The 25,319-nt window shown below is 73.2% G+C and carries 30 protein-coding genes; 11 read left to right on the top strand and 19 right to left on the bottom strand.

The features are described 5' to 3' along the window. Positions 1-4: 4 nt before the first annotated feature. Positions 5-961: a SemiSWEET transporter gene (locus ACWEOZ_RS04720; RefSeq protein ID WP_451909403.1), complete on the bottom strand. Its 957-nt coding sequence runs from the start codon at positions 959-961 to the stop codon at positions 5-7. A 159-nt stretch (positions 962-1,120) separates the two neighbouring features. Between ACWEOZ_RS04720 and add the strand changes: the two genes are divergently transcribed. Together add and fliQ are read left to right on the top strand one after the other, a co-directional pair. Beyond that, a complete protein-coding gene (gene add / locus ACWEOZ_RS04715) occupies positions 1,121-2,086 on the top strand; it encodes an adenosine deaminase (RefSeq protein ID WP_451909402.1) in 966 nt (321 codons plus the stop codon). A 68-nt stretch (positions 2,087-2,154) separates the two neighbouring features. Then, positions 2,155-2,424: a flagellar biosynthesis protein FliQ gene (gene fliQ, locus ACWEOZ_RS04710; protein WP_212990639.1), complete on the top strand. Its 270-nt coding sequence runs from the start codon at positions 2,155-2,157 to the stop codon at positions 2,422-2,424. A gap of 55 nt (positions 2,425-2,479) precedes the next feature. On the opposite strand, the gene ACWEOZ_RS04705 is transcribed toward fliQ, so the two are convergent. Genes ACWEOZ_RS04705 through ACWEOZ_RS04695 form a run of 3 tightly spaced genes read right to left on the bottom strand, consistent with a single transcriptional unit; the run spans position 2,480 to position 5,407 of the window. After that, entirely contained in the window at positions 2,480-3,760 is a 1,281-nt protein-coding gene (locus tag ACWEOZ_RS04705) for a hypothetical protein (RefSeq protein ID WP_451909401.1), read from the bottom strand. A 37-nt stretch (positions 3,761-3,797) separates the two neighbouring features. Then, positions 3,798-4,475: a B3/B4 domain-containing protein gene (locus ACWEOZ_RS04700; protein WP_451909400.1), complete on the bottom strand. Its 678-nt coding sequence runs from the start codon at positions 4,473-4,475 to the stop codon at positions 3,798-3,800. Then, positions 4,472-5,407, bottom strand: a complete 936-nt coding sequence (locus ACWEOZ_RS04695; protein WP_451909399.1) for a DMT family transporter — start codon at positions 5,405-5,407, stop codon at positions 4,472-4,474. Before ACWEOZ_RS04695 ends, ACWEOZ_RS04700 begins: the two co-directional genes overlap by 4 nt. 50 nt (positions 5,408-5,457) lie before the next feature. On the opposite strand from ACWEOZ_RS04695, the gene pdxR reads away from it, so the two are divergent. Further along, positions 5,458-6,864, top strand: coding sequence for a MocR-like pyridoxine biosynthesis transcription factor PdxR (gene pdxR / locus ACWEOZ_RS04690; RefSeq protein WP_451909398.1), 1,407 nt, complete (start codon positions 5,458-5,460; stop codon positions 6,862-6,864). Here the strand turns inward: pdxR and ACWEOZ_RS04685 are convergent. The 4 genes from ACWEOZ_RS04685 to ACWEOZ_RS04670 are packed head-to-tail and all read right to left on the bottom strand — an operon-like array spanning position 6,849 to position 9,821. Next, complete coding sequence (locus ACWEOZ_RS04685) at positions 6,849-7,232, bottom strand: hypothetical protein (RefSeq protein WP_451909397.1); 384 nt, start codon at positions 7,230-7,232, stop codon at positions 6,849-6,851. The two genes, pdxR and ACWEOZ_RS04685, sit on opposite strands and share 16 nt — an antisense overlap. A gap of 11 nt (positions 7,233-7,243) precedes the next feature. Further along, positions 7,244-7,798, bottom strand: coding sequence for a GerMN domain-containing protein (locus ACWEOZ_RS04680; RefSeq protein WP_451909396.1), 555 nt, complete (start codon positions 7,796-7,798; stop codon positions 7,244-7,246). Beyond that, a complete protein-coding gene (locus ACWEOZ_RS04675; RefSeq protein WP_451909395.1) occupies positions 7,795-9,147 on the bottom strand; it encodes a sensor histidine kinase in 1,353 nt (450 codons plus the stop codon). The genes ACWEOZ_RS04680 and ACWEOZ_RS04675 overlap by 4 nt, the downstream gene beginning before the upstream one ends. Further along, on the bottom strand, positions 9,144-9,821 hold the full coding sequence (locus tag ACWEOZ_RS04670; RefSeq protein WP_451909394.1) for a response regulator transcription factor: 678 nt from the start codon (positions 9,819-9,821) through the stop codon (positions 9,144-9,146). The genes ACWEOZ_RS04675 and ACWEOZ_RS04670 overlap by 4 nt, the downstream gene beginning before the upstream one ends. Positions 9,822-9,944: 123 nt before the next feature. On the opposite strand from ACWEOZ_RS04670, the gene ACWEOZ_RS04665 reads away from it, so the two are divergent. The 4 genes from ACWEOZ_RS04665 (at position 9,945) to ACWEOZ_RS04650 (ending at position 12,358) form a co-directional block, all read left to right on the top strand. Next, a complete protein-coding gene (locus ACWEOZ_RS04665; RefSeq protein WP_451909393.1) occupies positions 9,945-10,250 on the top strand; it encodes an STAS domain-containing protein in 306 nt (101 codons plus the stop codon). Continuing rightward, entirely contained in the window at positions 10,247-10,603 is a 357-nt protein-coding gene (locus ACWEOZ_RS04660; RefSeq protein ID WP_451909392.1) for an STAS domain-containing protein, read from the top strand. The genes ACWEOZ_RS04665 and ACWEOZ_RS04660 overlap by 4 nt, the downstream gene beginning before the upstream one ends. 165 nt (positions 10,604-10,768) lie before the next feature. Beyond that, a complete protein-coding gene (locus tag ACWEOZ_RS04655; protein ID WP_451909391.1) occupies positions 10,769-11,254 on the top strand; it encodes a nucleoside 2-deoxyribosyltransferase domain-containing protein in 486 nt (161 codons plus the stop codon). A 48-nt stretch (positions 11,255-11,302) separates the two neighbouring features. Next, positions 11,303-12,358 carry a diguanylate cyclase domain-containing protein gene (locus tag ACWEOZ_RS04650; protein ID WP_451909390.1) on the top strand — a complete coding sequence of 352 codons (1,056 nt, stop codon included), beginning with the start codon at positions 11,303-11,305 and terminating at the stop codon, positions 12,356-12,358. A gap of 6 nt (positions 12,359-12,364) precedes the next feature. On the opposite strand, the gene ACWEOZ_RS04645 is transcribed toward ACWEOZ_RS04650, so the two are convergent. After that, positions 12,365-13,567, bottom strand: a complete 1,203-nt coding sequence (locus ACWEOZ_RS04645) for a metallophosphoesterase (protein WP_451909389.1) — start codon at positions 13,565-13,567, stop codon at positions 12,365-12,367. Positions 13,568-13,858: 291 nt separating this feature from the next. Then, positions 13,859-14,737 (bottom strand): quinone oxidoreductase family protein, encoded by an 879-nt coding sequence (locus tag ACWEOZ_RS04640; protein WP_451909388.1) that lies wholly within the window; start codon positions 14,735-14,737, stop codon positions 13,859-13,861. Between the two features lie 137 nt (positions 14,738-14,874). On the opposite strand from ACWEOZ_RS04640, the gene ACWEOZ_RS04635 reads away from it, so the two are divergent. Then, a complete protein-coding gene (locus ACWEOZ_RS04635; RefSeq protein ID WP_451909387.1) occupies positions 14,875-15,330 on the top strand; it encodes a MarR family winged helix-turn-helix transcriptional regulator in 456 nt (151 codons plus the stop codon). A 104-nt stretch (positions 15,331-15,434) separates the two neighbouring features. On the opposite strand, the gene ACWEOZ_RS04630 is transcribed toward ACWEOZ_RS04635, so the two are convergent. Genes ACWEOZ_RS04630 through ACWEOZ_RS04590 form a run of 9 tightly spaced genes read right to left on the bottom strand, consistent with a single transcriptional unit; the run spans position 15,435 to position 22,662 of the window. Then, positions 15,435-16,220 (bottom strand): IclR family transcriptional regulator domain-containing protein, encoded by a 786-nt coding sequence (locus ACWEOZ_RS04630; protein WP_451909386.1) that lies wholly within the window; start codon positions 16,218-16,220, stop codon positions 15,435-15,437. Positions 16,221-16,236: 16 nt separating this feature from the next. Continuing rightward, positions 16,237-16,617 carry a 4-carboxymuconolactone decarboxylase gene (gene pcaC, locus ACWEOZ_RS04625; RefSeq protein WP_451909385.1) on the bottom strand — a complete coding sequence of 127 codons (381 nt, stop codon included), beginning with the start codon at positions 16,615-16,617 and terminating at the stop codon, positions 16,237-16,239. Then, a complete protein-coding gene (gene pcaD / locus ACWEOZ_RS04620) occupies positions 16,610-17,377 on the bottom strand; it encodes a 3-oxoadipate enol-lactonase (RefSeq protein ID WP_451909384.1) in 768 nt (255 codons plus the stop codon). Before pcaD ends, pcaC begins: the two co-directional genes overlap by 8 nt. Next, complete coding sequence (locus ACWEOZ_RS04615; protein ID WP_451909383.1) at positions 17,374-18,810, bottom strand: lyase family protein; 1,437 nt, start codon at positions 18,808-18,810, stop codon at positions 17,374-17,376. Before ACWEOZ_RS04615 ends, pcaD begins: the two co-directional genes overlap by 4 nt. Then, the gene (gene pcaG / locus ACWEOZ_RS04610) at positions 18,785-19,300 is read right to left on the bottom strand and encodes a protocatechuate 3,4-dioxygenase subunit alpha (protein WP_451909382.1); all 516 of its coding nucleotides are present in this window, start codon (positions 19,298-19,300) and stop codon (positions 18,785-18,787) included. Before pcaG ends, ACWEOZ_RS04615 begins: the two co-directional genes overlap by 26 nt. Further along, complete coding sequence (gene pcaH / locus ACWEOZ_RS04605; protein ID WP_451909381.1) at positions 19,297-19,968, bottom strand: protocatechuate 3,4-dioxygenase subunit beta; 672 nt, start codon at positions 19,966-19,968, stop codon at positions 19,297-19,299. The genes pcaG and pcaH overlap by 4 nt, the downstream gene beginning before the upstream one ends. Further along, positions 19,965-20,723 carry a CoA-transferase subunit beta gene (locus ACWEOZ_RS04600; RefSeq protein ID WP_451909380.1) on the bottom strand — a complete coding sequence of 253 codons (759 nt, stop codon included), beginning with the start codon at positions 20,721-20,723 and terminating at the stop codon, positions 19,965-19,967. The genes pcaH and ACWEOZ_RS04600 overlap by 4 nt, the downstream gene beginning before the upstream one ends. Further along, a complete protein-coding gene (locus tag ACWEOZ_RS04595; RefSeq protein WP_451909379.1) occupies positions 20,720-21,523 on the bottom strand; it encodes a CoA transferase subunit A in 804 nt (267 codons plus the stop codon). The genes ACWEOZ_RS04600 and ACWEOZ_RS04595 overlap by 4 nt, the downstream gene beginning before the upstream one ends. Continuing rightward, positions 21,520-22,662, bottom strand: coding sequence for a 4-hydroxybenzoate 3-monooxygenase (locus tag ACWEOZ_RS04590; RefSeq protein ID WP_451909378.1), 1,143 nt, complete (start codon positions 22,660-22,662; stop codon positions 21,520-21,522). The genes ACWEOZ_RS04595 and ACWEOZ_RS04590 overlap by 4 nt, the downstream gene beginning before the upstream one ends. A gap of 115 nt (positions 22,663-22,777) precedes the next feature. Here ACWEOZ_RS04590 and ACWEOZ_RS04585 point away from each other — a divergent pair, with 115 nt between their 5' ends. The 3 genes from ACWEOZ_RS04585 to ACWEOZ_RS04575 are packed head-to-tail and all read left to right on the top strand — an operon-like array spanning position 22,778 to position 25,310. Continuing rightward, entirely contained in the window at positions 22,778-23,743 is a 966-nt protein-coding gene (locus ACWEOZ_RS04585) for an ABC transporter substrate-binding protein (RefSeq protein WP_451909377.1), read from the top strand. Then, positions 23,740-24,546, top strand: a complete 807-nt coding sequence (locus ACWEOZ_RS04580) for an ABC transporter permease (protein ID WP_451909376.1) — start codon at positions 23,740-23,742, stop codon at positions 24,544-24,546. The genes ACWEOZ_RS04585 and ACWEOZ_RS04580 overlap by 4 nt, the downstream gene beginning before the upstream one ends. After that, complete coding sequence (locus tag ACWEOZ_RS04575; protein ID WP_451909375.1) at positions 24,543-25,310, top strand: ABC transporter permease; 768 nt, start codon at positions 24,543-24,545, stop codon at positions 25,308-25,310. Before ACWEOZ_RS04580 ends, ACWEOZ_RS04575 begins: the two co-directional genes overlap by 4 nt. Positions 25,311-25,319: the final 9 nt, after the last annotated feature.

Genomic DNA, 25,319 nt, shown 5'->3' with positions numbered 1-25,319 from the left:
GGTGTCAGGCCGGGGCGAGCTCCCGAACCATGACCATCGTCGCGGCCTCGGACGGGTGGGGCACGGTGGCCACGCCGCGCGCCGCCCGGGGCCGCGTCGCTCGTGCGGCGCCGTAGACCGGGCGGGCTGCGGCGGAGGCGGGATGGACGACGCGAGCGGCAGCCATCGGAGCGGCCGCCCTGGTCGGGCAGAGGGCCGGCGCGGCCGCACGGGCCGGGCGGACAACGCGGGCGGAGCTGCGCGCGGTCCGGACGGCGACGGCGGCGACGCCTGCCGGGACGGCGACGCCTGCCGGGACGGCGACGGTGGCGGGGACGGTGGCAGGGACGGCGACTGCCGGGACAGCGGCGCGGGAGCGACGGTCGGTGAGCAGGACCCAGCACACGATCAGGGCGCTGGCCAGGCCCGTCAGGGCGGACAGCCAGACGGCGGGCTGGCCGGTCGCCAGGCCGTACGTGCACCACGAGCCGCACGCGAACGCCGCCAGCCACCAGCGCAGCGGGGACAGCCCGGCCAGGTCCTGGTTGCGGTCGCGCAGCAGTGACAGCGGCTGGGGGATCGCGCCCAGGATGGCCGCGCCGGCCAGCACCGCACCCAGGAACGCGGCGGCGTGGGGGCCGCCGACGACGGCGCAGCCCGCCGCCGCCGTGAGGACTCCGGCCGCGCCGGCCGCGCTGATCAGCAGCTTGCGGCCGGTGCGCAGTTCGCTCTGCTTCAGCAGCACCGTCACCAGCACCGCGAGCCCGGCCACACCGGTCACGGTGTTGGTCACGACCTGCACCGTCTCCCCGGTCAGCAGGCCGTAGGTGATCCAGCCGACCGGCATCGCCGTGCCCTGCCAGCAGGCGGTCGCGGAGAGTCCCTTGGTGCGGCCGCGGGCGAGGGTACGCCAGACCTGGGGCCAGGGGAGAGCGATGGACAGAGCGGCGCCGAACCAGCCGAGCAGAGCGATGGAGTACATGATCCAAATCCGGTCGTCGGGACAGAGGCGGCCGGAGCGTCCCGGCCACCTGTGCCCCATCGGCGTCGCCGCCGGACCAGCTGACAAGATCCATCCGTGAGAGGTGACACGGCAGGAAACCACCGTTTCGCACCCAAGTTCCTTCAGGGACCGAGCGATATGGCGACGCGCCCACTGATCGACCTGCACCGGCACCTGGAGGGCTCGATCCGGTCGAGCACGTTCCTGGACGTGGCCCGGCGTGACGGCCATCCGCTGGCGGCGCAACCCCGGCCCCGGGACCTGCTCGTCGCCGATGGGCCGCTGGGTGGGCTGCTGCCGTACCTGGCCAAGGTCGACGACCAGATCGGGGTGTTCCGCACCCTCGACGACTGGCGGCGGGCCGGACGGGAGGCGGTCGAGGACGCCTTCGACGACGGCCTCGACTACGTGGAGCTGCGCTTCAGCCCGTACTTCATCCAGCAGCAGACCGGCCTCGCGCCGCCCGCGGTGATCGACGCGGTCGCCGACGGCGTTTCGGCCGGCAGCCGCGGCACCGGGCTGCGGGCCGGGCTGATCGCGACGATCCTGCGCGACCTCGGGCCGGAACGTGCCCTGGAGCAGGTCGCCACGTTCCTCACCCGGCGGGACGTGTGGTGCGGGGTCGACCTGGCCGGCAACGAGGCCGGGTACGCGGCCGCGCTGTTCGCCCCGGCGTTCGCCCGGGTCCGCGACGCGGGACTGCCCATCACCGTGCACGCGGGGGAGGCGGCGGGACCGGGGAGCGTCCGGGCGGCGGTCGAAGACCTCGGTGCCGAGCGGATCGGCCATGGGGTACGCGCCGCCGAGGATCCGCGCCTGCTGGAGGAGCTGGCCCGGGCCGGGGTGACGCTGGAGGTGGCGCTGACCAGCAACACCCAGACCGGGGCGGCGCCGGGCTACCGCGACCACCAGATCCACACGCTGCTGGCGGCGGGTGTGGCGGTCACTCTCAACACCGACAACCCCCGCGTCAGTGACGTGACCCTGTCCCAGGAGCACGCTCTGGCCCGTTACGCCACCGGCCTCACCGACGAGCAGCTGAGCCGGGTCGCCCGGCAGTCCGCCACGGCCGCTTTCGCCGACTTGAGCTTTCCGGAGGCCTGAACCGAACGGCAACCGTGGCGCCCCCGTTCTGCGCTCCCCGGCTCCGGCGGGAGCCCGAAGGGGATGGCATGACGGACACGCAGATCGTTGAGCTGGGGCTGCAGGCCATGACCATCGCCGCGAAGATGTGCGCGCCGGTCCTTCTGACCGCGCTGCTGATCGGTTTCGCGATCTCGTTGTTCCAGTCGGTCACGCAGATCCAGGAGGCGACGCTGTCGTTCGTCCCCAAGGCCGTGGGCGTCGGCGCGGCAATCCTGTTCTCCGGCAACTGGATGTTGCACGAGATGGTCACCTTCACCACGCAGCTGTTCGAGAAGATCCCGACGCTGGTCGGCTGACCTCCCGAGCAACGAAAAGGGCCGCCCATCGGGCGGCCCTTTTCGTTTGTCCCGGTCACACGGCCGAGGCCGCCGCCTTCACCAGCTCCACGGTCTGGTCGACGGTCGCCGCGCGGTCGGTGGCGAAGGCCTCGTCGATGAGCACCAGCGGATCGGCCGGGTAGACCAGCGCCGAGATGTGCAGGTGCCCGCCCGGGACGTCGGTCGCGCCCAGCGCCAGCCGCAGGCGGTTGGACCTGTACATGCTTTCGTTCGACAGATAGTTGCCGCCACCACCGGACTGCGCCTGCGACCCGGGGGCCGGCCCGTTGGTGTGACACCGCACCGCGGCCGGGTCCGGCCGGGTGCCCGCCGGCCACTCGCACAGCCGGGGGTTCAGGGCCGTGGGCCACGGGCCGGTCCCGGCCGCGACCATCGCCGCCCACGGCAGCGTCGTCTCGATGAACTCGGGCTGGGGCTGCGGCTGCGGCCAGCGGGGCGCCGGGGGCACCGGCTCGGCGACGCCCTCGTTGTTGTTGTCCGGCGAGCCGCCCCGCCAGGCGCCGGCCCACTGCTCGATGTTCATCACGCCGCGGTTGCCCTGGCTGATCGTCATGATGAGATCGGCGCGCTGCCGGGACCGGGCGGTCAGGTGCGGCCCGAACGTGTCCTCGACGATGCCGGCGTCGAAGCCGCTCCAGGTCACCGGCAGCGCTACGGCCTGCACCTGCACGCGGTGGCCGGCCGCGGTGAAGCGCAGGCCGTCGAGCTGCAGCGCCGACGCCCCGGACGGGTTGGACCGGCGGATCTCCCCGTTCAGCTGGTACGGGTCGAACCCGCTGACCAGCACCCGCCGCACCCCGCGCGCGAAGCCGGTGGATGAGATCCCGCGGGCCGCGTATTCGTAGGTCCGCAGCAGGCCCGCGCGCTGGGCGTCGGTGAGCGGGAACGGGGGCTGCCACTGCCGCAGGTCACGCGTGCCCATCAGCCGCGTCCAGTACAGCGGGCGGTCGTCGTAGCGCTCGATGGTGCCCATCCGCACCTTGCCCTGCGCCCGCAGCACGGCCGTGCGCCACAGCCGGTCACCTTCGCGCCGCAGCACCCGCTGTGCGTCGGTGACCGACCGCGTCCGGCACAGCGACCCCGTCAGAGCCCGCGCGTACGGCGTGAAGCCACCCGCTTCGACCAGCTCGTACGGCACCCGCGTCCCGCCGGGCAGCGCCGGGGTCTCGATCCGGCCCTCCTCGTAGGTGACGGGGGCGGTGCGGTCGTAACACTCCGCAGGGACGGCGGCCGTGGCGGCCTGGGGAACGGCCAGGAGTGCCGCGCTGACAGCGATCACGGTGACCAGACGCATCGGACCTGCCTTCACGAGAGGGCATCGACGTGGGTGACTATATCGTGAATCCGGGCGCGTCCCGGGTGAGAACGGACACCCGTTCCGCCCCTAGAGCGCCGGCCAGTGCGTCGGTCAGCCGGGCGATCTCGGCGGCCGCTCCCTCGTGAAGGGCCTCGGCCACGATGAGCGCGGTCGTGGTGTCCGCGGTGACGGCGGAGAGCCCGCTCTGCCGGTTGGTCCACCGCCGGGCGTGGGCGTTGCCGGCGGAGTCGGCGAACGTCACCTCGCCGGGCACCGGGTGCTCCTTCTCGCCGCCGAACGTCAGGTAGTTCTCCTCCCCGGCGGCGTGACGCACCTCGAGGTCGCCGTCGATCCGGGCGACGTCCAGCGCGGCGACCGGGATCGCGAAGGCCGCGGACATCGCGTTGCACACGTCGACCAGCGGATGCACGGTGGGCAGCTCGCCGTCACGCCGCAGCCGGCGCAGCAGCGACTCGGAGGCACAGCGGTACTGGGTGGCCCTGACGCCCATGGCAGTGAACGCGCGCCGCCACGCCTGGATCTCCGGGAACTGACCCTCGGGACCGGCCGCCAGCCGTGAGCGCGCGACCACGAGCTGGTGCGTGACCACCTCGGCGGCGTGTGCGGGGGTGGGTGCGGCCGTCACCAGCAGAGCGCCCGCGGCAAGAGCCGGGAACTCCCTCCAGATGTCGTCGTGATGCTGGAACCTCATACGATCTCCCCGGTGAGCGCGGGCACCGGACGGCGACCCGTGAGCGGCTGGTCGAAACGTTTCCCGGCGGTGGTGCGCAAGCCGATGGCCAGGCCCGAGGCCACGACGGCGATGCCGGCCCAGACCAGCGGGCGGGGCGCCGGTCCGCCCAGGGCCATCCCGGCCAGAGCGGCGGCGATCGGTGCGATGCCGGTGAGCAGCCCGGCCCGTCCGGCGCCGAGGCGCGACACGCAGGCGTACCAGAGCACGAACGCCACCGCTGTCACCGCGACCGCCAGGTACGCCCCGGCGGCCAGGTCGCTCCCGGTCAGCCGGAGCGCCGCCGCCGGGCCCTCGTGCAGCACGCCCAGCACTGCCAGCATCACGGCGGCCAGCCACGTGGCGTGCACGGACACCCCGACCGGGCCGTGCCGGCCCAGGACCGGCACCGCGAGCAGGGTGAACGCGGCCTCGCAGGCGAAGGCGACCACCGCCCAGAGCAGCCCGATCCCGTCGGTGCGACCCATGCCCTGCACAAGTCCGGCGCCGACGGTCACCACGACCGCGCCGGCCAGGACCGCCGGCGCCGGGCCGCGTCCTTCCAGCACCGGGCCGATGGCGGCGAGCAGCACCGGTACGCAGGCGACCGCGACGCCCAGCACCGCGGGTTCGGCGTGCCGGGCGCCCTGCACCAGCGCCACGTTGAAGATGACCAGGCCGGTCGCGGCTATACCGGCCAGCCACAACCACTCGGAGCCGCGCGGGCGGACCGGCTGCTGGCGGCTCAACGCGGCGAAGCCGAGCAGCAGCAGGCAGGCCAGCGCGTACCGCAGGGCCTGGATGGTGAACAGCGGGGCGTCGGCGATCTCGGCGGAGACAGCGACGCTGCCGCCGACGCAGGACATGGCCGCGGACCCGGCGGCGAGGGGCAGGAAACGGGACACACGAACCATGCTCGACGCGAGTATGGTCCAGCAGGAAGGACCAATCTTCGGTTCGAGGAGTGGACCAAATCGACTTCCTGGAGCTGCACAGCGGCGCGGCGCCGGCCAAGGGCGTCACCGCCTGGCTGGTCGACGCGCTGCGCGCCGCCATCGGGGACGGCCGGCTGGCCGCCGGGGCCCGGCTGCCGGCCACCCGGGCGCTCGCCGGTGATCTCGGGCTGTCCCGCGGGGTGGTCGTGGAGGCGTACCAGCGGCTGACCGACGAGGGGCTTCTCAGCGGGCGCACCGGGGCCGGGACCGTGGTGACGGGACTGGCGGCCCAGCCCCAGACGCAGAGCCGGCCCCGGGAGCCGTCCGCGATGCGGCTGCCGCTGCCGCCCTCACCCGGCGTCGACCTGGACCTGTCCCCGGGCGTACCGGATCTGTCGGCCTTTCCCCGGGCGGCCTGGCTGCGCGCCGAGCGGGCCGTGCTCGCGACCGCGACCAACGCCGACCTCGGCTACGGCGACCCGCGCGGCAACCCGCGGCTGCGCGGCGAGCTGGCCGGCTGGCTGGCCCGGACCCGCGGCGTGCAGACCGGCCCCGACGACCTCATCGTCGTCAGCGGCGTCGCCCAGGCGCTGGCACTGCTCGCGCAGACCCTGCGCGCCCGCGGCGGCACCGAGGTGGCGGTCGAGGATCCCGGCTCCCGGGGCACCCGCGACGAGCTGACCCACTGGGGGCTGCGACCGGTGCCCGTCCCGGTCGACGACGAGGGTTTGCGCGTCGACCGGCTCACCGCCACCGGGCTGGAGACCGTGCTGCTCACCCCGGCCCACCAGTTCCCGACCGGAGTGGTGCTGAGCCCGGCCCGGCGCCGGGCCCTGCTGGCCCGGCCCGGCCTGATCATCGAGGACGACTACGACGCCGAGCACCGCTACGACCGGGCCCCGGTCGCCGCGCTGCAGGCCTCGGCGCCCGACCGGGTCGCCTACACCGGCAGCGTCTCCAAGTCCCTGGCCCCGGGCATGCGCCTGGGCTGGCTGATCGCCCCGCGGGCGCGGCACGCCGACCTGGTCACCGCCAAGCACGCCAGCGACCTGGGCAACCCGGCGCTGCCCCAGCTGATCTTCGCCCACCTGCTGGCCGGCGGCGACTACGAACGCCACCTGCGCACGGTCCGCCGCCGGCAGGTCCGCCGCCGCGACGCCCTGCTGCACGGCCTGCGCGAACACGTGCCCCACGCCCGCGTCGAGGGCGTCGCCGCCGGGCTGCACCTGCTCATCACCCTGCCCGGGCCGGCCGACGACACCGAGCTGGCGCGCCGGCTCGAGCAGGACGGCGTCCGCGTCCACCCGCTCTCCTGGCACCGGCTGCTCGACGGGCCGCCGGGCCTGGTGCTCGGCTACGCCGCCCTGCCCCCGGACCGCCTGCTGGAGGCGGCCCGCCGGATGGGACGCGTGCTGGGCGCTCAGCGCGCCCGATAACGGGTACGGCTGCCGAAGGTCCGGTCCTCCAGCTCGACCCAGGCCAGCTGCGGCACCACCACCCCCGCCAGCTCGCCGAAGATGTGCCGGGCGACCAGCTCGAACGTGGGCCGGAAGGCGAAGCGCGCCGTCCACACCCCGTCCCCGAGCACCTGCGCCCAGCCGTCGAGCCGTTCGGCCAGCTCGTCGGTGTCGAAGAACCAGCCGCGCCCGGTGAGCTGGGCGTCGTCGAAGGCCACGGCGACCCGGAGCACCACCTCGATGTCGGCGCCCGGGTCGAGCGGGGACAGCCCGCGGCGTTGCCGTACCGGTGACGGGAGACCCTGCCGGGCGCGGAACGCCCGCTCGACCTCGACCTCGTACGCCATCGTCGCCGCCGTCAGTCGAGCAGGCTGCTGTAGTCGGCGATGGTCAGCGGGGTGTCGGCCAGCGAACCGTCCGAGCGCGGCACCCACAGCGGCGCGCCGTCCGCCACGAAGGACACCGTGCCCACGTCCGGCAGGCTGGTCAGCGTGCAGACGATCTGCCCGAACGCGAGCACCTCGTCGCTGCGTACCCCCGGACCGGCGCGGTCGCCCAGGGTGACGGTCGCGCGCCGGCCGGCCAGGTCGATCCTCGTCACCGTCGTCGTGGTCAGCGCGCTGGACAGCCCGTCCTCGCTCTCCTCCGCGGTCGGCCCGGCCAGCAGGGCGTCGAGCTGCTGGGCCGCGGTCAGCGGCGCGGGGACCCGGCGCGGCACCCGCACGAGCCGGCCGTCGCGGACCAGGTAGAGCCGCAGCACCGTCGAGCCGGCCACCTGGGCCGCCGGGCTGCCGGACCGGCCCACCTCACCAGCGGCGCCCAGACTGCGCGGCTGGGCGTCCAGCGGCACCCCGCACCCGGCCGCGGCCAGCACGACCAGCGTCAGCACCGCCACGGTCCGCGGCGTCCTCATGGCCGGCACCCCGGCAGGTCGACCCGGAAGCGGGCGCCTCCGCCGGGCCGGTCCAGCACCGCGGCCGTCCCGCCGTGCGCGGCCGCGTGCTGGGCGACCAGGGCCAGCCCCAGCCCCGCGCCACCCGAGTCGGCCCGGGCGCCCGCGGACCGGCCCCGGACGAACCGGTCGAAGATCAGCGGTTTGTCCTCCGGGCTGACCCCCGGACCCTCGTCGTCGACGTCGATCCGGCCCACGTCACCGTCCAGGCGCAGGCTCACCGCAACCGGGCCACCGCCGTACGCGCGGGCGTTGTCCAGCAGGTTGCCGAGCAGCTGCCCGACCCGGCGCCGGTCCACGCTCCACCGGGACTCGCCGTCGGCCGCCACGATCGTCGCCGGCAACCGGCGTTCCCGGCACACCTGCCGGGCCAGATCGGCCACGTCCGTGGTGGTGCGGGTGGCCGGCCGGTCGCTGCGGGACAGCTCCAGCAGGTCGTTGACCAGCTGCTGGAAGTGCGCGATCTCCTGGGTGACCAGGCCCGCGGCGGTGGCGGTGCGCTCGTCGAGGTGCTCGCGGCGGCGCTCCAGCACGCTTGCCGCCGCGGCGAGGGTCTGCAGCGGGGACCGCAGCTCGTGGCTGACGTCGGCGGCGAACCGGCGGTCGCGTTCCAGCCGGGCCGACAACTCGTCGACCATGTGGTTGAACGACGTGGTGAGCCGGGCCAGGTCGGGCTCGGCCGCCGGGTCCAGCCGGTACTTCGAGGCGCCACCGGCGATCTCCTGGGCGGCGTCGGCCACCCGGCGCAGCGGGCGCAGCACGTATCGGCTCGCGTACCAGCCGAGACCGGCGCCCAGCACCGCCGTACCCACCGCGACCAGGGTCAGCACGACCGTCAGCACGCTCAGGGTGTGCTCCAGCTCGCGCAGCGAGTCGACCTCGTAGAAGACGTCGCCGGGGGACAGCGGCACCGCCACCACGATGCTGGCGTGCCCGCCGGTGCGGATCCGCTGCACCGAGGCGGTGCCCGCGGCCGCCTGCCGCTGCAGGGCCACCGGGATCGCGCCGGTGCTGCCCTCGTCGGCCTTGAGGGCGTACCAGTTGCCCTGGCGCTGCAGCAGCGCGCGGCGGCTCTCGCCGGTGTCCAGGACGCGGAGCACGGCGGCGACGTCCGGGCGGGTGGTGGCGCCCAGGCCGGCCCGGACCGCGGCGGCGTCGTTGTACGCGGCCCGCACGGCGGTGCGCTCGCGCTCGTTGATCAGCGCCTGCCGGGCCACCTGGTACGACGCCAGCGCCATCGTCGCCGACAGGGCCAGCGCGCCCGCGGCGAAACCGGCGACCACCCGTACCCGCAGCCCGGCGCGCCTCATCGCTGCAGCTTGTAACCCAGGCCGCGGACGGTCACCAGGTGCCGCGGAGCACCCTCGCCGTCCTCGATCTTCTGCCGCAGCCGGCCGACGTGCACGTCCACCAGCCGTTCGTCGCCGCCGTCGTAGCCCCAGACCCGCTGGAGCAGCTGGTGGCGCGACAGCACCCGGCCCGGATGCTCAGCCAGCTCGCACAGCAGCTGGAACTCCGTACGGGTGACGGCGACCGGGGTGCCGGCCAGCCGGACCTCGCCGGCCTCGGGGGAGATCTCCAGGTCGCCGAAGCGCAGCACCGGGACCTCGTCGCCGGCCCCGGCCCGGGCCCGGCGGCGCAGCGCCCGCAGCCGGGCCGTCAGCTCCTTCACCGCGACCGGTTTGACCAGGTAGTCGTCGGCGCCGGCCTCCAGCGCGGCCACGATGTCGTGGGTGTCGTCGCGGGCACTGATCACCACGATCGGCACGTCGTGGGCGCGGCGGAGGGTCCGGATGCACTCGAAGCCGTCGATGCCCGGCAGCATGAGGTCGACCAGCACGGTGTCGGCCGGCCGGCGGCGTTGCGCGGCGATGCCCTCCTCGGCGGTCGGAGCGCCGGTGGCCTCGTAGCCCTCGTCCTCCAGCGCCAGCACCAGCGACAGCCGGATCCGGTCGTCGTCCTCGATCACCAGCACTGCTGACATGCCATGCATCATCCCCGTCCGGCCGCGTGCCGCCAAAGAGCGGGGGCGGGCGCGACCGGACTGTCACGCAACCGTCATACGGCTGCGGACCACCCGCCACACACCGGGTCGAACCTTGCAGCTGTGAGCGGTGAGCACGCGATGCAGGAGACGACCGTGGTCGTCACCGAAGCGCTGGCCGGCGCGACGGTCGACCGGTGGCAGTCCCGGTTCCGCGACGCGGTGGCCGGGCGCCCGGCCCGGCTGATCGTCGACCTGCGGCACAGCCCGCGGATAGACGCGGCTGCCATCGTGGTGCTGCTGCAGGTGCACCGGGAGCTGATCCGCGCCGACGCCCGGCTGACCCTGCGCGCCCCGGGCGCGCGGGTCCGCCGGATGCTGGGTCTGGCCCGGGTGGACCACGTGCTCGAGGTCGAGGAGGCCCGATGACCGCACCCGAGGTGGAGCTGGACGTACGGCTGGACGCCGTGGTCGTGCACGTGCGAGCCGGGATGGACGCCACGGTGGCGCCGACGCTGCGGGAGAGCCTGACCGATGCTGTCGACCGGCATCCGCACGTGGTCGTGGACCTGACGGCGGTGCCGACGCTGGACGACGTCGGGCTCGGTCTGCTGGTCCGGGCGCACCGGCGGGCCCGGCGCCGGGACGGGGTCGTGGTCCTGGCCGGTCCGTCGCGGTTCGTCGTCACCGTGCTGCACACGATGCACGTGGACGGGCTGTTCCCGATCTTCGACGACTGCCCGGCCGCCCTGCAGTGGCTGCGGGCCGAATTCCCCGGCTGACCGCGGCGAGCCGGTAGGGGATGCCGCGGCCGCGGGCGCCGCCACTCGCGGGGGCACACGAGCGGCGCGGCCACGCGACCGCGTCATCCGGGCCCATGATCAGGTACGCACATGGCGGTCCGCCCGCGGCCACATGACGGTTGTGTGACGGCTACCGTGGCAATCGTGCGATACGTGCAGGCGCCGCAGCGGTACGACGGGCCCGGGCCGGTGCTGTTCCTGGCTGGCGGCATCACGGACTGCCCCGACTGGCAGTCGCAGGCCGTGGCCATGCTGCGCGACACGCCCGGGCTGACCGTCGTCGATCCCCGCCGCGCCACCTTCGACCTCGCCGACCCGGCCGCCGCCACCGAACAGATCACCTGGGAGCACACCCACCTGCACCGCGCCGACGTGGTGCTGTTCTGGTTCGCCCCGGGCGGCAGCGTCCAGCCGATCACCCTGTACGAGCTGGGCGTGCACGTCACCCGTGGGGTTTCGCTCGCGGTCGGGGCCGACCCGGGGTATCCGCGCCGGCACGACGTCGAGGTGCAGGTCGCCCTGGCCCGCCCCGGCCTGCGGGTGCACGACACGCTGGCCGCCACGGTGCGGGCGGCCGAAGTCCTCAGCTCAGCGGGCCGGTCGTCGATGAGCAGGGTCCACGAGGCGTAGGCGGATGCACTACGGTCGGTTGATCACGGTGTGGCGAAGGGAGCGCGGGTGACGGCCTCCGATCCGCAGCTGCAGGCCCTCCGGGCCCTGCACGCGGTGACCAAGCGTGTGCACGGCAGCTTGGATCTCACCCAGACCCTGGACGCCGTCGCGAGCGGGGTCGTCGAGGCGTCCGGCTTCGGCCTGGCCGCCGTCAACCTGGCCGAGGAGAACGGCGACTACACCACCGTGGCCGTGGCCGGCAGCGACGACCTGCGCCGGGAGCTGCTCGGCACCCGCGGCTCGGCGGAGAACTGGCGGGAGCTGTTCCGCCGGGCCGAACGCTGGGGCTCGCTCTACTTCGTCGACCACCGCAACGGCGTGCCCGAGTCGCTCTACGTCTGGGTCCCGGACATCGAGGCGACCGACGACCCGGAGCTGTGGCACCCGCTGGACTGCCTGTTCGCGCCGCTGATGGCGCCGTCCGGCGAGTGGGTGGGTGTGCTCAGCGTCGACCTGCCCGACGACGGGCGCCGCCCGGACGCCCAGCAGCAGGAGATCCTGGCCTTCTTCGCCGAGCACGCCGCCATCGCCATCCAGCACGCCCGGCTGCACTCGCAGCTCGAGCGCAGCCAGGCCGAGGCGGAGTACGCGGCGACCCACGACAGCCTCACCGGCCTGGCCAACCGTGCCCTGCTCAAGACCAGCATCGACACCCTGCCGGCCCGGGGCGCGCCCCAGGTCGGGGTGCTGGTGGTGGACCTGGACGGCTTCAAGAAGGTCAACGACGACGCCGGGCACGAGGCCGGCGACGAGGTGCTGCGGATCGTCGCCCAGCGCCTGCAGCACCACCTGCGCCCCGACGACGTGCTGGCCCGCACCGGCGGCGACGAGTTCGTCGCGGTGCTGACCGGTGACGACCTGACCCGGGCCCTGCCGGAGGCCGCCCAGCGGCTGCGCGAGGCGATCCGCGAGCCGATCTGCGGCAGCACCGGCGTGCACCGCATCGGCGCCAGCGTCGGCTACGCGATCGGCCGGGCCGGCGAGGACTTCTCCCGGCTGGTGGCGACCGCGGACGCGGAGATGTACAGGGAGAAGCGCCGGGCCAGCGCTCACGTCGCGTAGGCAGAACTACGTCGAGGCCAACTCTATGACGGTGATGTCGGACGGAGCGTCGACCCGTACCGGCGGTCCCCAGGCTCCGGCGCCGCGGCTGACGTACAGCTGGGTGTCGCCGTAGCGTTCCAGCCCGGCCACGGTGGGCACGACCAGCTCGGCGACGTACGGGCCGGGCCACAGCTGCCCGCCGTGGGTGTGGCCGGACAGTTGCAGGTCCACGCCGTGGGCAACGGCGTCGTCGATCACCACGGGCTGGTGCGCCAGCAGGACAGCGGTCCGGGCGCGGTCCCGGTCGCCCAGCGCGCGGGCGAAGTCCGGGCCTTGCCCCTGACCCGCCCCGGCCACGTCGTTGACGCCGGCCAGGTCGAAGCCGGGCAGCTCCACCCGGCTGTTCTCCAACGGGTGCACGCCGAGGTCACGGACCGCGCTGATCCACTGCTGGGCGTCGAAGAGGTATTCGTGATTGCCGGTCACGAAGAAGGCGCCGTGCCGGGCGCGTAACCGGGCCAGCGGAGCCACGGCCGGACGCAGATCCGCGACGCTGCCGTCGACCAGGTCACCCACGACCGTGATGAGGTCGGGCTGGGTGCTGTTGATCGTGTCGACCACGCGCCGGGCGAAGTCGCGGCCGAGCAACGGGCCGAGGTGCATGTCGCTGACGACCGCGATGCGAAAGCCGTCGGCGCTGCGGGGCAGCTTGGCCATGGGCACGGTGATCCGCTTGACCCGAGGGCCGCGCAGAAGCCCGAAGGTCCCGTAGCTCACGGTGGTCAGCGCCAAGGCTGCGGCGCTCCCGCCTACGACGCGGGAGACGAAGACACGCCGGGACAGTGGCGGCGAGGCCGGGCTGACGACGGGTTGAGTCGTGGGGTGCTCGCTCTGCGCGGTCCGACGTCGGCTCACCCTCCGGTGGAGGAGCGGACGCACGACCTCTCCCGCAGCCAGAGCGAGGAAGAGGTAGAGGAACAGGGCGAGCCACATGAAGCCCGGCCAGTCGATGATGGCTTCGGCCCGGAACGGAACACCGGGCAGGTCGTGCGGCAGAGCGAGTAGTAGCAGCAAGGGCCCGGCCACGAACAGGGCGGTGCCGGCCCGGCGGATCGGGGAGCCCGGTGTGGTCGTGTCGTGGATGAGGCGCCGCCACACGTACCAGTGCAGGGCGAAGAATGCTGTCGGCAGGAGTAGTACCAGGGGGAGAACGACAAAGACGATCATGTAATGCGGTTCTCCTGCGATGTGGTCAGCGAGTGACGGGCTGACATTACGCAGTTGAACCGGACAACTCTCGCACCGTGCGGTCCGACCACACGCGGTTGGTGAAATAACGCGCGTCGGCCCGGAGCGAAGATCAGTGCGGCCCAGCCAACCACCGTGCTCGTTTCGAGGGACGGCAAGAAAACGGCACCTTCCCGCGTAGAGGCGTCAGGAGGAGAGGTGCCGTTGTACTTACAGACCCCGTTTCGATGCTTTCAGGAATGTCCTGACCGGCCTTCCCGAATGGCTGGTTCAGGGTATGAGGACTACTTTTCCGCAGTTGGCCCGGGCCTCGATGATCGAGTGCGCTTCGGCGGCGTCAGACAACGGAACTTCGGCGTGGATGGCGACGTGCAGTTGTCCTGCGCGGTGTAGGCGCCAGAGTTGCTTGTGATGGATGTCGTAGAGGTCGCGCTGTGTGGCGGCGAATCGCGCCATGGTCATGCCGGTGATGGTCTTGGAGCCGGCCAGGAGGTCGAACGCCGGGACGGTTCCGCCCCCGGAGCCGCAGAAGATGAGCCGTCCACCGGGGCGTAACGAAGCTATGGCTTTCGGCAACAGCTCACCGCCCACGGCGTCGATGACGACGTCGAACGGCTCGCCCCACTGCTCGTCCTGATAGGTCACGACCGCGTCGGCGCCGAGTCCGGACAGGAAGTCGGCCTTCGCGGTGCTGCTGACTGCCGCAGTGACTCGTCCGGCCCGCTGCAGTTTCGCCAGCTGGACAGCGAGGTGCCCGACACCACTGGCGGCACCGGTGATGCAGACCGACTCGCCTCCGGTCAGGCCGGCGGTTGCCAGCGCCGCCGATGCGACGTGTCCGCTCCGCACCAGGCCGACTGCTTGCGTGCCGGCCGCGTCGTCCGGGATGAGGCTGGTGGTGAGTGTCGGCATGGCCACGACGTCGGCGTAGGCGCCGGTGAAGGCGAGACCAGTGACCCGGTCGCCGACCTCGTACCGGGTGACCTGCGGGCCGACGGCGATCACCCGGCCCGCGACCTCGCCGCCCGGCGTGCCCGGTAGGGGGCTGCGGTCGCCCTCGCCGCGGACCTTGCGGACGCCTGGCAGCGTCACGCCGATGGCCTCCGTGCGCACCAGCAGGTCGCCAGGCCCGGGCTCGGGCTCGGGCACCTGGTCGAGATGCAGAACCTCCGGGCCTCCGTGCCGGTGGTAACGCACGCTTCGCACTGCCGCCTCCTTTATCGTTGGGAGATCCCCACTATAAGTCAGCTCGTTGGGGTATCCCAACGGATTAAAAGGCGGTTGGCATGTCGGACGGTCCCTACGCGCCCGCTCAGATTCGCGTGCTGCCGAGCTGGTTGCTCGGCCGGGCCGCGGCCCGTGGTCACCAGCTGGTGGCGCAAGCACTGGCCGCTGAGGACATCCGGATGATGCACCATGCGGCCCTCGCGACGGTGGCCGAACAAGAGCCGGTGTCCCAGGCTGAACTGGGCCGGATCCTGAAAGTGCACCCGAAAGACATGTCCGCGATCGTCAACGACCTGCATCAACGCGGCCTGATCGTTCGTCACCGCGATCGCGCCGATCGGCGCAAGAATGCCATTTCCCTGTCACCAGAGGGCACCCAGCTGCTTCACCGGACCGCAAGGCTGGGCGAGCAAGCCAACGCCGAACTGATCGCAGCACTGACACAAGACGAACGAGAACAACTCATCACCCTGCTGACCCGTATCGTGTCGCCTGTCGACCAAGCCACGGGGTAGCACCGGAACACACCGGATGACCTTCGCCCAAGAACACACTTCTGATGGCGCGCGGCGGGCTGGTTCGCGGCGACGCCGGTTCGGCCCGGAGGTTGAACGACAAGCTAACGCCCCGGTCTCGTCACCCGCAGATCGGCCGTGATGCGCTCCGCGGTGGCCAGCAACGCCGGTAGCAATTCCGCCCGCATCGCTGCCACCGAAGTCCGGCTCGCATGCACCGACACATTGACCGCGGCGGTCACAGCCCCGGAACGGTCGGCGACGGGCGCGGCCATCGAGCGCAGCCCTTCCTCCAGCTCCTGGTCCACGATCGCGTAACCCTGCTCGCGGACTTGCGCCAGCTCGTCCCGCAGCTCCGCGACCGACCCGACAGTCCGCGCCGTGAGCCGCTCCAACCGCACCCGCCCCAGATACGCCTCGACCTGCTCGGCGGGCAGATGCGCGATCAGCACCCGGCCCATCGACGTGGCGTACGCCGGGAACCGGGTCCCCACGTTGATCGCCACGGTCATGATCCGCCGGGTCGGCACCCGGGCCACGTACACCACGTCGTCGCCGTCCAGCACCGAGACCGACGACGACTCGTGGACTTCAGCCGACAGCTGCTCCAGGTGCGGCTCGGCCACCTCCGGCAGCGACAGGCTGGACAGGAACGCGTAGCCCAGCTCCAGCACCCGCGGCGTCAGCGAGAACAGCCGTCCGTCGGTGCGGACGTAGCCGAGGTCGGTCAGGGTGAGCAGGAAGCGCCGGGCCGCGGCCCGGGTGAGGTCGCAGATCCGGGCCACCTCGCTGAGGGTGAGCTCCCGGTGATGGGCGTCGAACGCCCGGATGACGGCGAGCCCGCGTTCCAGGGACTGCACGAAGTGCGGCTCGCGCGCGTCTTCACCCATCGCTGCGACCATCGGGTCACGCCCCGGATCCGTCGTCGGCCAGCACAGCCTCGGCGATCTTGAAGGCGGCGTTGGCGGCGGGCACGCCCGCGTACACGGCGGTGTGCAGCAGGACCTCCGCTATCTCGTCGGGACTGAGCCCGTTGCGGCGGGCGGCCCGTACGTGCATCGCCAGCTCGTCGTGACACTGCAGGGCGGTGAGCAGCGCGAGCGTCACGCAGGACCGGGTACGCCGGTCCAGGCCGTCCCGGGTCCACACCTGCCCCCAGGCGGTCCGGGTGATGTACTCCTGGAACGGCGCGGTGAAGCCGGTGGTGGCCGCGACCGCCCGGTCCACGTGCGCGTCGCCGAGCACCTCGCGCCGCACGGCCATGCCGTCGGTGTAGTCGTCAGCCATCGAGCGCCTCCAGAATCAGTCGGTTCGCGGTCGCCGCCTGCTCGAAACTGGCCAGATGCGCCGCGTCGGCGACGACCTCGAGCCGGGCACCGGGGATCGCCGCGGCGATGGCGGCCCCGTGGGCGGGCGGCGTGGCCGGATCGTCGGCCCCGGCGACCACCAGCGTGGGGGCGGTGACACCGGGCAGGTCCGGCCGCAGATCCATCTCCTCGATCGCCGCGCACGCACCGGCGTACCCGATCGCCGGGGTCGCCGCGACCATGTCCCGCAGCCGCCGCACCTCGCCCGGGTGGGCCGCCGCGTAGCCCGGGGTGACCCAGCGGGCGACGACCGCGTCGGCGACGGCGGCGGTGCCCCCGGCCCGGACCGTCGCGGCCCGCTCGGCCCAGGCAGCCGGCGGCCCCAGCCGGGCCGACGTGCAGAACAGCACCAGCCGGTCGACCCGCTCGGGCGCGTGCGCGGCCAGCCACATGGCGGTCATCCCGCCGAGCGACAGGCCGACGACATCGGCCCGCGCGATCCCGAGCCGGTCCAGCAGCGCGAGCGCGTCACGCCCGAGATCGGCCAGGCCATACCGACCCGGGGGTACGGGTGAGCGACCGTGGCCGCGCGCGTCGTACCGGATGACCCGGAACCGTGAGCTGAGCGCGGGCAGCTGCGGCTCCCACATGCTCAGATCCGCACCCAGCGAATTGATCATGAGCAGCGGGGGAGCGCCGGCCGGCCCGTCCACGCGGTGATGCACCGCGACCGCGCTCATCGCCGGGCCGCGTTCAGGGCGCGATCGATCAGGGCGTCGGCGCTGCCCAGGTACGTCCCGGGCGCGAGCAGGCCGGCCAGGTCGGCCGGGTCCAGGTGGGCGGTGATCGCCGGGTCGGTGCTCAGGTCGCCGCGGGCGAGGGCCGCGCGGACCACCGCGTGGGCCTCGGTGCCCAGGGCCGGGCGCAACGCCCCGGCGACCCGTTCGGCCAGCAGGGCGCCGTGGGTCAGGTCGAGGTTGGCGCGCATCCGGGCGGCGTCCACCCGCAGGTCCGTCAGGGCCCGGCGCAGCTGATGAGCGGCCGACCCGGTCGAGGTGAGCAGCGCCCGCAGCGGCTGCCACTCGGCGTGCCAGTCGCCCGCGGCCCGCTGGTGCTCGTGCGCCATGGCGGCGAGCAGGGTGGCGACCAGCCCGGGTGCCTGGGCGGCCGCGGCGGCGGCGCTGATCGCGGCGATGGCGTTGTGCTTGTGCGGCAGCGTCGATGAGCCGCCGCCGTCGCCGGCCTCGGCCACCTCACCCACCTCGGTCTGGGCCAGGAGGACCAGGTCCCGGGCGACCTTGGCGATCGCCCCGGCCGCGGCGCCGAGCGCCCCCGCGAGGTCGGCGACGCGGGTCCGCTCGGTGTGCCACGGCAGGTCCGGCTCCGCCAGCCCGACCTCGGCACTGAACGCGCCCAACATCCGGACGCCGACATCACCCACCGCGACCCCGGCCGGGCCTGTCCCGGATCCGGCGTCGTGCGTCGCGGGCCCGGCATCGCCTGCCGCAGCCCGGGTCTCAGCGCCGGCTCCGGCCCCCGACTTGCCGGGCTGGAACGCCGCGAGAGTGCCGGCTGCCCCGCCCAGCTGGGCGGCGAGCCGCTGCTCGCCGACCTCGATCAGCCGACGCCGCGCACTGTCGAGGCCGGTCAGCCACCCGGCCGCGACCAGACCGAAGGTCGTCGGCAGCGCCTGTTGCAGCAGCGTCCGCCCGGCCATCACCGTCCCCCGGTGCCGGTCGGCCAGGGCCGCGGTCAGCTCGGTCACCGCGGCCAGGTCGGCCAGCAGCGGCACGAGCGCCCGCTGCGCGACCAGCATCGCCGCCGTGTCCACGATGTCCTGGCTCGTCACGCCCCGGTGCACCAGCGACGCCACGTGCTCCGGCACCGCCGCCCGTAGCCGTTTGATCAGCGGCACGACCGGGTTGCCCGTACCGGTCGCCTCGGCGCCCAGCTCGCCCGGATCCACCTCCAGACTCGCGCAGGCCTCAGCGACAACCGCGGCGTCCTCGGCCGCGGCGATCCCGCACCGGGCGGCCGCCCGGGCCAGCGCAGCCTCGGCGTCCAGCATCGCGCGCACCCACTCCGCGTCGGCCACCGCCGCCCGCACGTCCCCGGCGGCCAGCACGCCGTCGAACAGCCCGGGGGCGTCAGACGGTGAAGAAGACGGTCTCATCGGTCCCCTGCAGGGTGATGTCGAAGCGGTAGCCGTCCGAGGACTTCTCCGCGATCAAGGTGCCCCGCCGCTCGGCCGGGACGCGGGCCAGGACCGGATCCGCCTCGTTCGCGGCCGGCTCGTCGGCGAAGTAGACGCGGGTGACCACCCGGTGCAGCAGGCCGCGGGCGAACACCGACATGTCCAGGTGCGGGGCCTGGTCCTGCACCACGCCCGGCTTGACCGTGCGGATCGCGTACCGGCCGTCGTCGTCGGTGGCGCAGCGGCCCAGGCCGCGGAAGCCGGGGGTGTGGAAGCGGCCCGAAGGGTCGCTCTGCCAGGTCTCCACCAGGGCATCTTTCACCACGTCGCCGCTACCGTCGCGGATCTCACCGCGCAACCACACGGCCCCGGGCGCGTCGGCCGCGACCACGTGCGGGCCCTCGTCCCAGGTGAGCCCGATCGACAGGTACGGCCCCACGGTCTGCGACGGCGTCGCGTTCGTGCTCATCGGGTCTCCATCGGCGTCGCCGCCGCCCCGCTGAGCACGATGTCGAAGCGGAAGCCCAGCGCCCACGACTCGACCGTGGCGCCCAGGTCGAAGCCGGCGACCAGCCGGTCGCGGGCGAACTCCGGCACCGAGTGGTAGATCGGGTCGTAGGCGAACAGCGGGTCGTCCGGGAAGTACATCTGGGTGACCAGGCGCTGGGTGAACGCCCGGCCGAACAGCGAGAAGTGGATGTGGGCGGGCCGCCAGGCGTTCGGGTGGTTGCCCCACGGGTACGCGCCCGGCTTGACCGTCACGAAGCGGTAGTTGCCCTGCGCGTCGGTCATCGTGCGGCCCACGCCGGTGAAGTGCGGGTCGAGCGGCGCGTCGTGCCGGTCCCACTTGTGCAGGTAGCGGCCGGCCGCGTTGGCCTGCCACACCTCGACCAGGGTGTCCGGCACCGGCCGGCCGTCGGTGTCGCGGACCTGGCCGTGCACCACGATGCGCTGGCCCTGCGCCTCGCCGGTGCCGTCCACGGTCAGGTCGGCGTCCGCGGCGGCCACCGGGCCCTCGCCCAGCACCGGCCCGGTCAGCTCGGTCAGCGTGTGCGGCAGCAGGATCGGCGCCTGGTGCGGGGCCCGCAGGATCGTCGACTTGTAGCCGGGGGACAGCAGCGGCGGGTGCACGGTCATGGGTTCTCCTTCGCTCCGGTCAGTGCGCGCAGGGCGGTCAGCTCGTGCTCGCTCGGCGGGTCGGTGCCGGTCAGGGGGTCGGCGACGCGCAGTTCCCAGCCGGTGGCCGTGACGGCCTGCTCGACCGTGACCCCGGGGTGCAGCCGCGTCAGGGTCAGCTCCCGGGTCCCCGGGTCCGGCTCCAGCACGCCCAGGTCGGTGATGACCAGGACCGGGCCGCGTCCGCGCAGGCCCAGCCGGGCCCGGTCGCCGGGCCCGCGGCCGTGACCGACGGACGTCACGAAATCGACCCGGTCGACGAACGTCCGCGGGCTCTGCCGGACCACCACGATGACCTCACGGCAGGACGCCGCGATCTCCGGGGCCCCGCCGGCGCCGGGCAGCCGTACCCCGGGGTCGGCGTAGTCGGCGCCGATGACCGTGGTGTTGATGTTGCCGTACCGGTCGATCTGGGCCGCACCGAGGAAACCGACGCCGATCCGGCCGGGCTGCAGCCAGTAGTTGAACATCTCCGGGACGCTGACGACCGCGTCGGCGGTCGCGGCGAGCACGCCGTCGCCGATGGACAGCGGCAGCCGGTCCGGCTTGGCGCCGATCGTGCCGGACTCGTAGACCAGGACCAGGTCCGGGGCATGGGTACGGCGGGCCAGGTTGGCCGCCGTGCTGGGCAGGCCGATGCCGACGAAGCACCGGGTGTCGCCGCGCAGGGCCCGGGCCGCCGCGACGGTCATCATCTCGTCCGCGGTCCAGGTCATGCCGTCACTCCCGTCAGCCACCGCGTGAACGCCTCCCGGTCCCGGCTGATCTTGTCCCAGGCCTGGTAGTAGTCGTTGTCGCGGTCGCTGTAGCCCATCGCGTACGAGGGATGGGCGCCGCCCGGCACGTGCGCGACCCGGGTGACCGCCCAGCCGGGCAGCACCACCGCGCCGGGCACCGGCGTCAGCTCGTCCACGAGCTCCTCGACCGTGACCAGCGACCGGGCCGAGGCCAGTACGACCTCCTTGTGCACCCCGGTGATGCCCCAGAACTGCACGTTGCCGGCCCGGTCGGCCCGCTGGGCGTGCACGATGCCGACGTCCGGGTTCAGGGCCGGCACCGCGGTGAGCGTCTCCCCGGTGAACGGGCAGGTGATCGGAGCGATGGTGGCGGTGTGCTCCGGCAGGTCGGTGCCGAGGTAGCCGCGCAGCACGGCGAAGGGCAGGCCAGACGCGCCGGCGACGTACCGGTTGGCCATGCCCGCGTGGCTGTGCTCCTCGATCTCCAGCGGCGCCGGCCAGCCGTGCTGGACGGCGTCGCGGAAGCGGTGCAGCGACCCGACGCCGGGGTTGCCGGCCCAGGAGAACACCAGCTTGGCCGCGCAGCCGGCCCCGATGAGCTGGTCGTAGACGATGTCCGGGGTCATCCGGACCAGGGTCAGCCCCCGCCGCCCCTGCCGGATGATCTCGTGGCCGGCCGCCACCGGGATCAGGTGGGTGAAGCCCTCCAGCGCGACGGTGTCGCCGTCGTGCACCAGCTCGGCGATCGCGTCGGCGAGCGGGACGATCCGGGCGTTCACCGGGGGAGTCCCACGTAGTTCTCGGCCAGGGTGGTCGCCGCCGCGGTGGAACCGGTCACGTACTCCAGCTCGGCGAGCTGGACGCGGTGGCCGAAGTCGTCGTCACCCTCGTGGCGGTGCAGCATCGTGGTCATCCAGTGGGAGAAGCGCTGCACCAGCCAGACCCGCTTCAGGCAGGTCCGTGAGTAGCCGTCCAGCAGTTCGTCCGTCCGTTCCCGGTAGTGCGCGGTGAGCGCCTCGGCCAGCACCCGCACGTCGGCGATGGCCAGGTTCATGCCCTTGGCCCCGGTCGGCGGGACGATGTGGGCCGCGTCGCCGGCCAGGAAGAGCCGGTCGTGGCGCATCGGCTCGACCGCGAAGCTGCGCATCCCGGTGATGCCGCGTTCCAGGATCTCGCCCTCCTGGAGCGGCAGGTCGAGCCGGGCGCGCAGTTCGTCCCAGATCCGGGCGTCGGGCCAGGCGGCCAGGTCGGTGTCGCGCGGCACCTGCAGGTAGAGCCGGATGATGTCCGGGGTGCGCATGCTGTGCAGGGCGAAACCGCGTTCGTGGTAGGCGTAGACCAGCTCGTCGGCGGCGGCGGGGGAGCGGGCCAGGATGCCGAGCCACGCGTACGGGTGCACGCGCTCGGCCGTCCGCAGCGCGCCGTCGGGCACGGCCAGGCGGGCCACCCCGTGCGAGCCGTCGCAGCCGGCCACGAAGTCGCACTCGAGGCGGTGCCGGACGCCGTTCTGCTCGTACTCCAGCACGGTGCCGTCGACGGCGGTGACCTCGGCCTCGAAGTGCAGCGGGAGGTCGTCGGCCAGCCGTGCGGCGATCAGATCCTTGACCACCTCCTGCTGGCCGTACACCGTGATGGTCTTACCGGTGAGCGCCTCCAGGTCGATCCGGTGGCTCTCGCCGCCGAAGCGCAGCACGATGCCGCGGTGCACCATGCCCTCCCGGCGCATCCGCTGTCCCACGCCGAGCTCGTCGAGCAGTTGCGCGGTCCCGTGTTCGAGCACCCCCGCGCGAACCCGGCTCTCCACATAGGATCGCGAGCGGCGTTCCAGGATCACCGCGTCGATCCCGGCCCGCTGCAGCAGCCGGGCGAGGACGAGCCCCGCCGGACCCGCCCCGACTATGCCGACCTGCGTGCGCACGCGACCTCCCATTAATCGATGGTGATCGTTGACGTGAGGCAGACCACACCATACGTTCTTCATAAGAACGTACGTGCGGTGTGCGCACAAGGACAACCCACTGGAGGTCTGAAGAATGCGTCGGTTCATCACGGGGATGGCCGTGCTCGCCCTCGTCGGAGCCGGGGCGGGCTGCGGATCCTCCGGCGGCTCGGGTCCGGCCACCACCGACGGCGGGGTCGCGCAGGTCAAGGTCGGGATCATCCCGATCGTCGACGTCGCGCCCATCTACCTGGGGCAGAAACAGGGATTATTCAAGAATCGGAAGATCGAGCTGACCATGGAGAGCGGGCAGGGCGGCGCGGCGATCGTGCCCGGCGTGGTCAGCGGCCAGTTCCAGTTCGGCTTCAGCAACATCACCTCGCTGCTCATCGCCCAGACCAAGAACGTGCCGGTCAAGGTGGTCGCCAACGGCGTGGCCTCCACCGGTACGGCGGGCAAGGACTTCGGCGGCGTCGCAGTACGCAAGAACAGCCCGATCACCAAGCCCGCCGACCTGGCCGGCAAGAAGATCGCGGTCAACACGCTGAAGAACATCGGTGACACCACCGTGCGCGAGTCGGTGCGCAAGGCCGGCGGCGACCCCAGCGGGATCAGCTTCGTCGAGATGCCGTTCGCCAACATGCCGGCCGCGGTGGAGAACGGCCAGGTCGACGCGGCCTGGGTGGTGGAGCCGTCGCTGTCGGCCGTCACCGCCGCCGGTGGCCGGGTGGTCGCGTGGAACTACGTCGACGCGGCGCCGAATCTGACCGTGGCGGCGTACTTCGCCTCCAGCAAGCTCATCGCCGACGACCCGGACCTGGTCAAGCGGTTCACCGAGGCGATGAACGAGTCGCTGGCCTACGCCGACGCGCACCCGGACGAGGTCCGCGAGATCCTCGGCTCGTACACCAAGATCGACCCGAAGGCCCGCGAGGCGCTGACCCTGCCGAAGTGGCCCACCGAGATCAACAAGCCGTCGGTCGAGACGCTGAGCAAGCTCGGCGCCCAGGACGGCATCTTCGGTGGCGCGACGCCCGACCTGGCCAAGATTCTCCCGTGACGGCGGTGGGGGCGGCGGCGCCGCGGACGGTGCCGGGAGGCCGGGCGCTGCTCGGCGTCTCCGGTCTGGCCGGGCTGCTCGTGCTGGTTGAGCTGCTGCCCCGCGCCGGGATCGTGTCGGCCGGCTACCTGCCACCGACCAGCCGGATCCTGGCCGCGCTGGCCGACGAGGCGGTCACCGGCGCGTTCTGGGTGGCCGTCCGGGACACCCTCACCGCGTGGGCGATCGGCCTGGCCATCGCGGTCGTGGCCGGAGTGGCCGCGGGCGTGCTGATCGGTGCGGTGCCCGTGCTGCGCGCGGTCACGGCCTCGACGGTGGAGTTCCTGCGGCCCATCCCGTCGGTCGCGCTGATCCCCCTCGCGGTCCTGCTCTACGGCGCGGACCTGGGCTCGACCCTGCTCCTGGTGGTCTACGCGGCCTTCTGGCAGGTGCTGGTCCAGGTCCTGTACGGCGTCGCCGACGTCGACCCGGTCGCCGACGAGACCGCCCGCAGCTTCCGCTTCGGCCCCTGGGCCCGGATCCGCTACGTGCTCTGGCCGACCGCGCTGCCGTACGTCTTCACCGGCATCCGCCTCGCCGCCTCGGTCGCGCTGGTGCTGGCGGTCACCACCGAACTGGTCATCGGCGCCCCCGGCCTCGGCGCGGTCATCGCGGTGGCCCAGACCTCGAACGCGATCCCCACCATGTACGCCCTCATCGTCGTCACCGGCCTGCTCGGCGTGGCCATCAACCTGGCCGCCCGTTACGCCGAACGTCACTTCCTCGCCTGGCACCAGTCCGTCCGCGGGGAGACCCCCTCATGATCAGACGCCTGCTGCTGGTGCTCGGCCTGCCGGTCGTGCTCTTCCTGACCTGGTACGCGGCCAGCGCGAACAGCGAGAACTTCTACGCGCCCCCGCTGAGCCGGATCCTCGCCGCGTTCGCCGACACCTGGACCCCCGAGCGGCTGCGCGCCGACGTGCTGCCCAGCCTGGCCCGCCTCGGCGCCGGTTACCTGCTGGCCGCGCTGATCGGGATCGCGGCCGGTGTCGCGATCGGCGCCAACCCACGGCTGCGCGCGGCCGCCGAGCCGGTGCTCGAGTTCTTCCGGGCCGTGCCGCCGCCGGTGCTGGTCCCGGTCATCATGCTGTTCGCCGGCATCGGCACCGGCATGAAGGTCATCGTGATCGTCTCCGGGTGCGTCTGGCCGGTGCTGCTCAACACCGTCGAGGGCGTCCGCGCCACCGACGGCGTGCTGTCCGACACCAGCCGCGCGTACGGGATCACCGGCGCGGCCCGGCTGCGTCACCTGCTGCTGCCTGCCGCGTCCCCGCAGATCGTCGCCGGCCTGCGGCAGGCGCTGTCCATCGCGATCATCCTCATGGTGATCAGCGAGATGTTCGCGGCCAGCAACGGCCTGGGCTTCACCATCGTGCAGTTCCAGCGCAGCTTCGCCATCCCGGAGATGTGGAGCGGCATCATCCTGCTCGGGCTGCTCGGCTTCGGCCTGTCCGAGCTGTTCCGCCTGGCCGAGCGCCGCGCGCTGGCCTGGTACCACGGCCTGCGCGACGCCCAGCGGCGCTCGTGACGAAGGAGA

The sequence above is a fragment of the Actinoplanes sp. NPDC004185 genome (genome assembly GCF_053603475.1).
Note: the sequence above shows the minus strand (reverse complement) of the source record. Positions and strands in the feature narration are given on the sequence as shown.